Source organism: Magnetococcales bacterium, from assembly GCA_015231925.1.
Classification (GTDB): Bacteria; Pseudomonadota; Magnetococcia; order Magnetococcales; family JADGAQ01; genus JADGAQ01.
Window position 1 is genome coordinate 1 of record JADGAQ010000215.1, and the last position, 6,657, is coordinate 6,657.

General features: G+C 61.8%; 6 protein-coding genes. All 6 read right to left on the reverse strand.

What is annotated here, in order from left to right; genetic code table 11:
- The coding region (locus tag HQL56_17245; protein MBF0311265.1) for an Rpn family recombination-promoting nuclease/putative transposase at positions 1-910 on the reverse strand (910 nt) is incomplete at its 3' end.
- A gap of 20 nt (positions 911-930) precedes the next feature.
- Positions 931-1,794 carry a hypothetical protein gene (locus HQL56_17250; protein MBF0311266.1) on the reverse strand — a complete coding sequence of 288 codons (864 nt, stop codon included), beginning with the start codon at positions 1,792-1,794 and terminating at the stop codon, positions 931-933.
- A 4-nt stretch (positions 1,795-1,798) separates the two neighbouring features.
- Entirely contained in the window at positions 1,799-2,494 is a 696-nt protein-coding gene (locus HQL56_17255; GenBank protein MBF0311267.1) for a hypothetical protein, read from the reverse strand.
- On the reverse strand, positions 2,491-3,468 hold the full coding sequence (locus tag HQL56_17260) for a hypothetical protein (protein MBF0311268.1): 978 nt from the start codon (positions 3,466-3,468) through the stop codon (positions 2,491-2,493). The genes HQL56_17255 and HQL56_17260 overlap by 4 nt, the downstream gene beginning before the upstream one ends.
- A gap of 448 nt (positions 3,469-3,916) precedes the next feature.
- Positions 3,917-5,965: an EAL domain-containing protein gene (locus HQL56_17265; GenBank protein ID MBF0311269.1), complete on the reverse strand. Its 2,049-nt coding sequence runs from the start codon at positions 5,963-5,965 to the stop codon at positions 3,917-3,919.
- Positions 5,966-5,979: 14 nt separating this feature from the next.
- Positions 5,980-6,585, reverse strand: a complete 606-nt coding sequence (locus HQL56_17270; protein ID MBF0311270.1) for a metallophosphoesterase — start codon at positions 6,583-6,585, stop codon at positions 5,980-5,982.
- Positions 6,586-6,657 lie beyond the last annotated feature (72 nt).

Below are 6,657 nucleotides of genomic sequence, written 5' to 3' on the forward strand. Positions count from 1 at the left end.
CCCCTTTCTGCAAACCATAGGCCTCACCAAGTGCCTTGCCCCGGGCCTCGCCCCGGGCCTCGCCCCGGGCCTCGCCCCGGGCCTCGCCCCGGGCCTCGCCCCGGGCCTCGCCTTCGGCCCGCCCCTTGGCCAACAGTTCCTGCGCGTAGATGGACATCATTTCGGCTTCCTCCTGCGGGTTGACTACCTTGATGATGCCATGCACCGTCTCCTCTTTCAACAACGGAAACGTGGCCATCAGGTAGAACATCACCGGGGTCAACAACTCCGGGGCCAGCTTCAGGGCTTCGGCAATCTGATCGATGGCCCGCATCTGTTCCTGGGGGCTGCGGGTGCCGTATTTCAGGGCGAGAAGGCCCGCCCTCAAACGGGCGTAACCGGAGAGACGCGGATCGGCGATGCCGCCCAGATCCACCAGGGTGTAGCGCACGTTCAACAGCCAGGGATGCAACCACCCCTCCGCCTGCACCAGGGAAACCAGGTCGCAGTCATAGGGCCAGGGGGTGTCGCCGTGATAGACCACCAGGGGAACCACCGCCGGCAGGTGGCGCCAGTCGCTGCCCTGCTCCCGCAGCGACTGTTCCGAAACCGCCACGATGCCCCGCAGAATCTGCCAGCCCACCCGACGGTCAGGATAACTTTTGTGTTCGGTCAGCACATGGACCAACAGGCTCTCGCCGTCGATCAGCCGCACCCGGAAGAGTTTATCGGAGAGGAACTCCGCCAGAGCGTCCGGAACGAACGACCCCTCCACCACCTCCGGCGCTTCCGGGGCCAGACGAGTGGCGATGGCTTCGGGAAGCCGCTCGCGAAACAGATGCCCGGCGGTTTCGGCATGGGAGAGCAGCCATTTGAACAGCCGGTCGTGGGGCTGGGCGATGTCGGGAAAAAGCTCTTTCAGGTCATCCATCTTAATACCTTAAGGCAATGTCAAGAACCAAGCCATGCCTCGGTCAGACTGAGGGTGTAAAGAGTCAGTTTGACGGTGCCCTTGGGATACTCCCCCACCAGAAACTCCAGATCCTGCCAGAAAACCACCGAAGGCGCCGACTCCAGGGTTTGCAGATACTGCAGCAGCGCCATGTAAGTTCCGCTCATCTCCAGAATCACTTCGTGTTTGTAGACCCGCTCCAGATCTTCCGGATTGATCTCCTCTTCGGGGGCTTTGTTCTCCGGTTTGGCCGCCGCAGCCGGCTCCTTGTCGGTACCGGTCAACTGCTTCAACGCCGCCGCACCCTGTTGCAGGGCCTTGGCCTTGTCCGCCGCGCCCGACGCCGGGGCCGGGGTTTCGGCGAAGAGGCCCAACCGTTTGGGCGCTTTGTCTTTGCCCTTGTCCTTGTTATCCTTCTTTTTCTTCTCCAGCAGACTGATCGGGGCCCTGGTCTCCATGCGCACCAGGGTCAACTCCGGAACCTCCTGCAAAAAGGCCCGCAGCATCTTGACCATATCCCCCGGCGGAACCAGATTGCGGGTGTTCTTCTCCAGCAGTTTGCCCAGATCGGCGATTTCCTTCTGTAGCTGGGCCTTTTTGGCGGTGTTCTCCTGATCCGGATCCTCATCCTTGCGCGACAGGATCATGTTCTGATTCTTCTTGATCTCGGCGATGCGCCCGTCCACCTCATGGACGCTCTTTTCCACGGCGGCCATTTCCACTTCCATGGGACCACGCACCAGGGAGTCCCAGCCGCCGCCCAGCACCACCAGGGAGAGACCCAGCAGAATCACCCGTTCCCGCCGGGTCAGGGCATCGACCTTCTCCATCCCGAGGAGAAACCGTTCCCGCAAATTGCTCATGGACTCACCCTTTTCCGTCCTTCAGGTTGCGCCGCAAGCGATCCGACGGGCCGCTCATCTCCTTGTTGACCCCTCCTCCCTCGGGGGTCTCTTCCGGTCCGATGCGCAACTCCTTGGTGCGCAGTTGAAAGGTCAACACCTCCGGCTGGTCCGTTCGCGGGGCCACGTCGAAGAGTCGGAAGGCGTTCTGCCGGAAGACCTCCCGCGCCACCAGCTTCTCCACGTATCCCGGCACCAGTCGGGCGCTGCGGGTGCTGGCCTGAACCAGAACGTGGCGGCCTCCGTCGAACAGACCGAAGCCGTCCAGCCAAACCCCCGGTACCTTGCTCTCCACCAGGGCCAGGAGATGGCTGGAAAATCCGTGCATATTGTCCTGCCGCTCCCCCCCCATCATCTGCAGAATCTGCTCCTTGCCCTTCTTGTCCCGAATCAATTTGACCAACTCCATCTCCAGGGACTGACTCTTCTGCCGGATCGGATACTTCTTGACGATCTCCGCGAACTTGAGGGCCTCCTGTTTTTCCTGTTCCTTGCGCATGACCAGCGACTCTTGCAGAACCGCCCCCTGCCAGTTCATATAGCCCGAAATCGCGGTCAGAATCAGAATCAGACCCATGCAGGCCAGAAGGAGGTTTTCCGCGCAAAGGGTATCCTTCTTGACGACGAACTGTTCCTGGAAGAAGTTGACCTGTTGGCTCATTTCGCCGGAACCTCCACCGTCTCATCACGACGCATGGCCGCCCCGATGGCGGAAAGGGAACGCGCCAAATCCAGTTCGGCGGCCTCCGTCTCGATTTTCAGGATCGAGGCCAGTTGCATCGGCTTGACCCGCATGCCCAGTTTGTCGGCCATCACCTCCGGCAGGTTCGGAAAGGGGATCTCCATGGGCGCGATGTGCAGCGAAGCCGCCGGCGATTGAAAAAAGTGGCTCTCGAAATAGTCCATGGTGCGTTGCACCTCCAGAGCCAGCTCGTCCACCAGCCCGACCCCGGCCAACTCCCGCGCCGATATGGTGCCGCGTCCGTCCACCGCGTCCATCAACTGTTCCAGACCCGTATTGATGTGCCGGGCCAGATACATGGTCTTCTGTTTGGTCAGCATCACCAGGCCGCGCCGACGCCACAGATAGAGGCTGGCCATGCCGTCGCGGTCGTCCTCCAGCCGTGAGGTCAGGTTGCGAAAGATCAGCTCCGGGATATCCACCGCCTTCAGCGTCACCTTGGCATCCTGAAAGCGCTGAATGCAGGCCCGCACCTCCCTCTCCCGCGCCACGGCCACGTAGACCGATTTGGGCGGTTCCCCCGGACGGTTGCCCGGAAGATCGAAGACCTCCACCACCGCCTCCTCGACCGGAAAATCGAGACGGTCTTTCAAGCGCCACTTGATGGCCAGCCCCATCTCCGACAAAGGCACCTGCGGGGCATCGAAGGGAAAGATTTCGTAAACGTTGTCCGGCAGCACCCCCACGAAGGGATAATGGAACAGCTCGTTCTTCTTCAGCAGCTCGGCCAGCATGAAACCGTCCACGTTGCCCTGAGCGGCGCTCTCCTCGAAGAAGCACTTTTTCAGAACCGGTTGCTCCTCCTCCCAGACGACATGGGCCACCGCCACCCCTTCCGGAGTGACCACCAAACCCACCTGCCCCTCGCCCAGTTTGTGTTTGAAGAAGAACAAGGCGTACCCCTCCCGTTGGGATGTGATCGATGCTCTCTAAAAAAATCGGTCAGAGGGCCAAGGAAGTTGAACGAATTCGGCGGAACTCCCGATATAAAACCCGCTCACCGTGGGTGACGTGGTTAGTTTTACGGGGGACCGGGAGGGATAATGCCCCCGGCGGGGTTCGGGGCAGCGCCCCGAGGTGTTGACGTTCGGGCGAACGGTCCCGGCTGCGTCTTGTCGGTACGTTCAAGGATGGGGAGGATGAGGCCCTCCCCTGGCCCCCTCCGGGCGGGTCGAAGATGGAACGTAATTTGGAGGTGGTTCGAGGTTTGGTATTTCTTCTTTTGGCTTCGACCCGCCACGTCAACGGCAAAACCCCGGGGCTCCGCCCCGGACCCCGCCGGGGGGGATAATCCCCCCCGGACCCCCGTATTACCTGCAAGTCCGCCACTCCCCAAGACGATCAAAGCCGCCTCAGCAAATCCCGACACTCCTCACCCGGCAAGGGCGGGCTGATGTAGAATCCCTGAATCTCGTTGCAATGGTTGTTTCTCAAGAAGGTCAACTGTTCCTCCGTCTCCACCCCTTCGGCGATGACCGTCAACCCCAGGCTGTGGGCCAGACCGATGAAAGCCCGAATGATGGCGGCATCTTCCGAATTGGTGGTGCAGTTCTTCACGAAGGAGCGGTCGATCTTCAAGGTGTCGATGGGAAACCGCTTCAAATAGCTCAACGAGGAGAACCCGGTGCCGAAGTCGTCGATGGAGAGGCGAATGCTCGCCTTGGAGAGGCGTTTCAGTCGGGAGAGGGTCTCTTCCACATCGCCCATGGCGATGCTTTCGGTGAGTTCGAGTTCCAGAAAATGGTGTTCCATGCCGGTTTCGTTCAAAATCGCCATGACCATGTCCGAAAAGTCGGCCATGCGGAATTGCCGACCGGAGAGATTGACCGCCACCCGCAAGGGGGGCAGCCCCTGCTGCTGCCAGAGTTTGGCCTGGCGACAGGCCTCCTTCAGGGCCCAGGCCCCCATGGCCACGATGAGCCCCGTCTCCTCCGCCAGGGGAATGAACTCCCCCGGCGCAATCAACCCCCGCTCCGGATGGGACCAGCGCATCAAGGCCTCCACCCCCACCACGCGATTGGTCTTCAGGTCGAATTGCGGCTGGTAGTAGAGGAGGAACTCCCCCCGCTCCACCGCCTGTCGCAGCCCGCTTTCCAGACGCATGCGGGCCATGGAGAAGGTGTTGAGTTCGTGACGGAAGAACTGGTAGTGGTTGCGTCCCTGCTCCTTGGCCAGATAGAGGGCGCTGTCGGCCCCCTTGAGCAGGGTGTTGGCGTCGTCGCCGTCGGCGGGATGGATGGCGATGCCGATGGAGGCCCCCACGAAGATCTCCATGTCGCCGATCGCCACCGGTCCGGCAAGCGCCTTCAGCAGGTCCACCGCCAGGGAGGCCGCCTCCTGGGAATCCTCCAGGGCCGGAATGATGATGCCGAATTCATCCCCTCCCATGCGTCCCAGGGTGCAGGAGGGTGGCAGGGCCTTCTCCAGACGATGCCCCACCTCCACCAGCAATTGATCACCCGTTTCGTGCCCCATGGAGTCGTTGACCACCTTGAAGCGATCCAGATCGAGGAGCAGCACCCCCACCTGCCGTTTGTGCAGGCTGCCCTCGATCTGGGCCTGTTTCAGCCGGTCCATGAAGAAGAGGCGGTTGATCAGCCCGGTCAACGAGTCGTGCCCGGCGATATAGAGCAGATTCTCTTCCGACTCCTTGGCTGCGGTCAGGTCGGAAAAGAGGGTCACATACTGGGTGATCTCCCCACGGGCGTTGTGAATGGCGTTGATGCTGGCCCATTGGGGATAGATGGCGCCGTTTTTGCGGCGGTTCCAGATCTCCCCCTGCCATTGCCCCCGCTCTCGGAGGGTTTGCCACATGCGTTGATAGAAATCGGCCCCGTGACGGCCCGATTTCAACAGGTTCATGTTCTGACCCACCACCTCCGCCAGCTCGTAGCCGGTAATCTGGGTGAAGGCCGAATTGACCGACTGGATACTGGCCTTGGCATCGGTGACCACGATGCCTTCGGTGGTGTTGTCGAAGACGCTGGCCGCCAGATGCCGATCCCGCTCCGCCCGCGCCACCTCCAGCAGATAACGCACCCGGTTGCGCAGAATGGCCCAGTGGATGGGTTTGGTCACATAGTCGGAGGCCCCCGCTTCGAAGGCCCGGTCCACGGAATGTTCGTCGTCGAGACCCGTGATGATCAGCACCGGCACATGGCGTGCGTCGGCCTGGGATTTGATGCGGCGACAGGCCTCGATACCGTCCAGAACCGGCATTTTGGCATCCAGCAGAACGATGTCGGGATGGTGTGCGGCAAAGTGGTCCAGGGCTTGTTGCCCGTTCTCGCCACTGATCACCCGATGGTTGCATCGGGTGAGGAAGCGTTCCAGCAGCAGACGGGTGACGGGATCGTCGTCCACCACCAGGCAGAGGGTCTCCGGAGCCATTGTCACCTCGATCGTCAAACGTCCAGAGCCAGCAATTCCGCCAAACCCGCCACCGTATCGAAGACCATCGCCGTGGGTCGCTTGACGAAGCCGTGGGCCGAGCCCGGATTCAGCACCCGCGTCACCCCGGCCTGGCGGTCCTCCACCTTGTGGGTGTGGCCGAAGATGGCCACCGTGTAGCTGCCGCAGGCCACCAGCGCCTGCCGCACCGCCGGGGAGTAGCCGTGATAGACCACCAGCCGCTGACCCGGAGCGATCTCCATCTCCAGCACGTCCCGTTCCAGGCGACCGCCGATCTCGCTGGCCGCCCGCATCAGCCCGAAGACCTCGCCGTCGTTGTTGCCCAACACCCCGGAAAAGGGCATCTCCCGAAAGGCCAGCAGCGCCGCCGGACTGCAGAAATCGCCCGCATGCAGCACCATCTCCACCCGCCGCTCCCGAAAGAGGGCCAGCGCCTTCCGGATGTTGACGATATGGTCGTGAGTGTCGGAAATCAAACCAAAACGCATGGGAACAGCACTTCTCTCAGTGGAGGCCCTCACCCGGCAGCGGAAGTGGGCCTGTTCCGCTGCCGCACACCCCGTGGTTCTTTCGCTGACATCGCCAGGGGAAAGTATCACCCAGTTTCCGGGCAAATGCAAATGAGGGCCGTCAGGTTTCCCATCCGCACCGACGCCCGCGAGGAACGATTG

Coding starts and splice junctions, on each gene's coding strand:
- HQL56_17250 (MBF0311266.1), bottom strand. CDS start 1,794: ATGAGCAATTTGCGGGAACGGTTTCTCCTCGGGATGGAGAAGGTCGAT.
- HQL56_17255 (MBF0311267.1), bottom strand. CDS start 2,494: ATGAGCCAACAGGTCAACTTCTTCCAGGAACAGTTCGTCGTCAAGAAG.
- HQL56_17265 (MBF0311269.1), bottom strand. CDS start 5,965: ATGGCTCCGGAGACCCTCTGCCTGGTGGTGGACGACGATCCCGTCACC.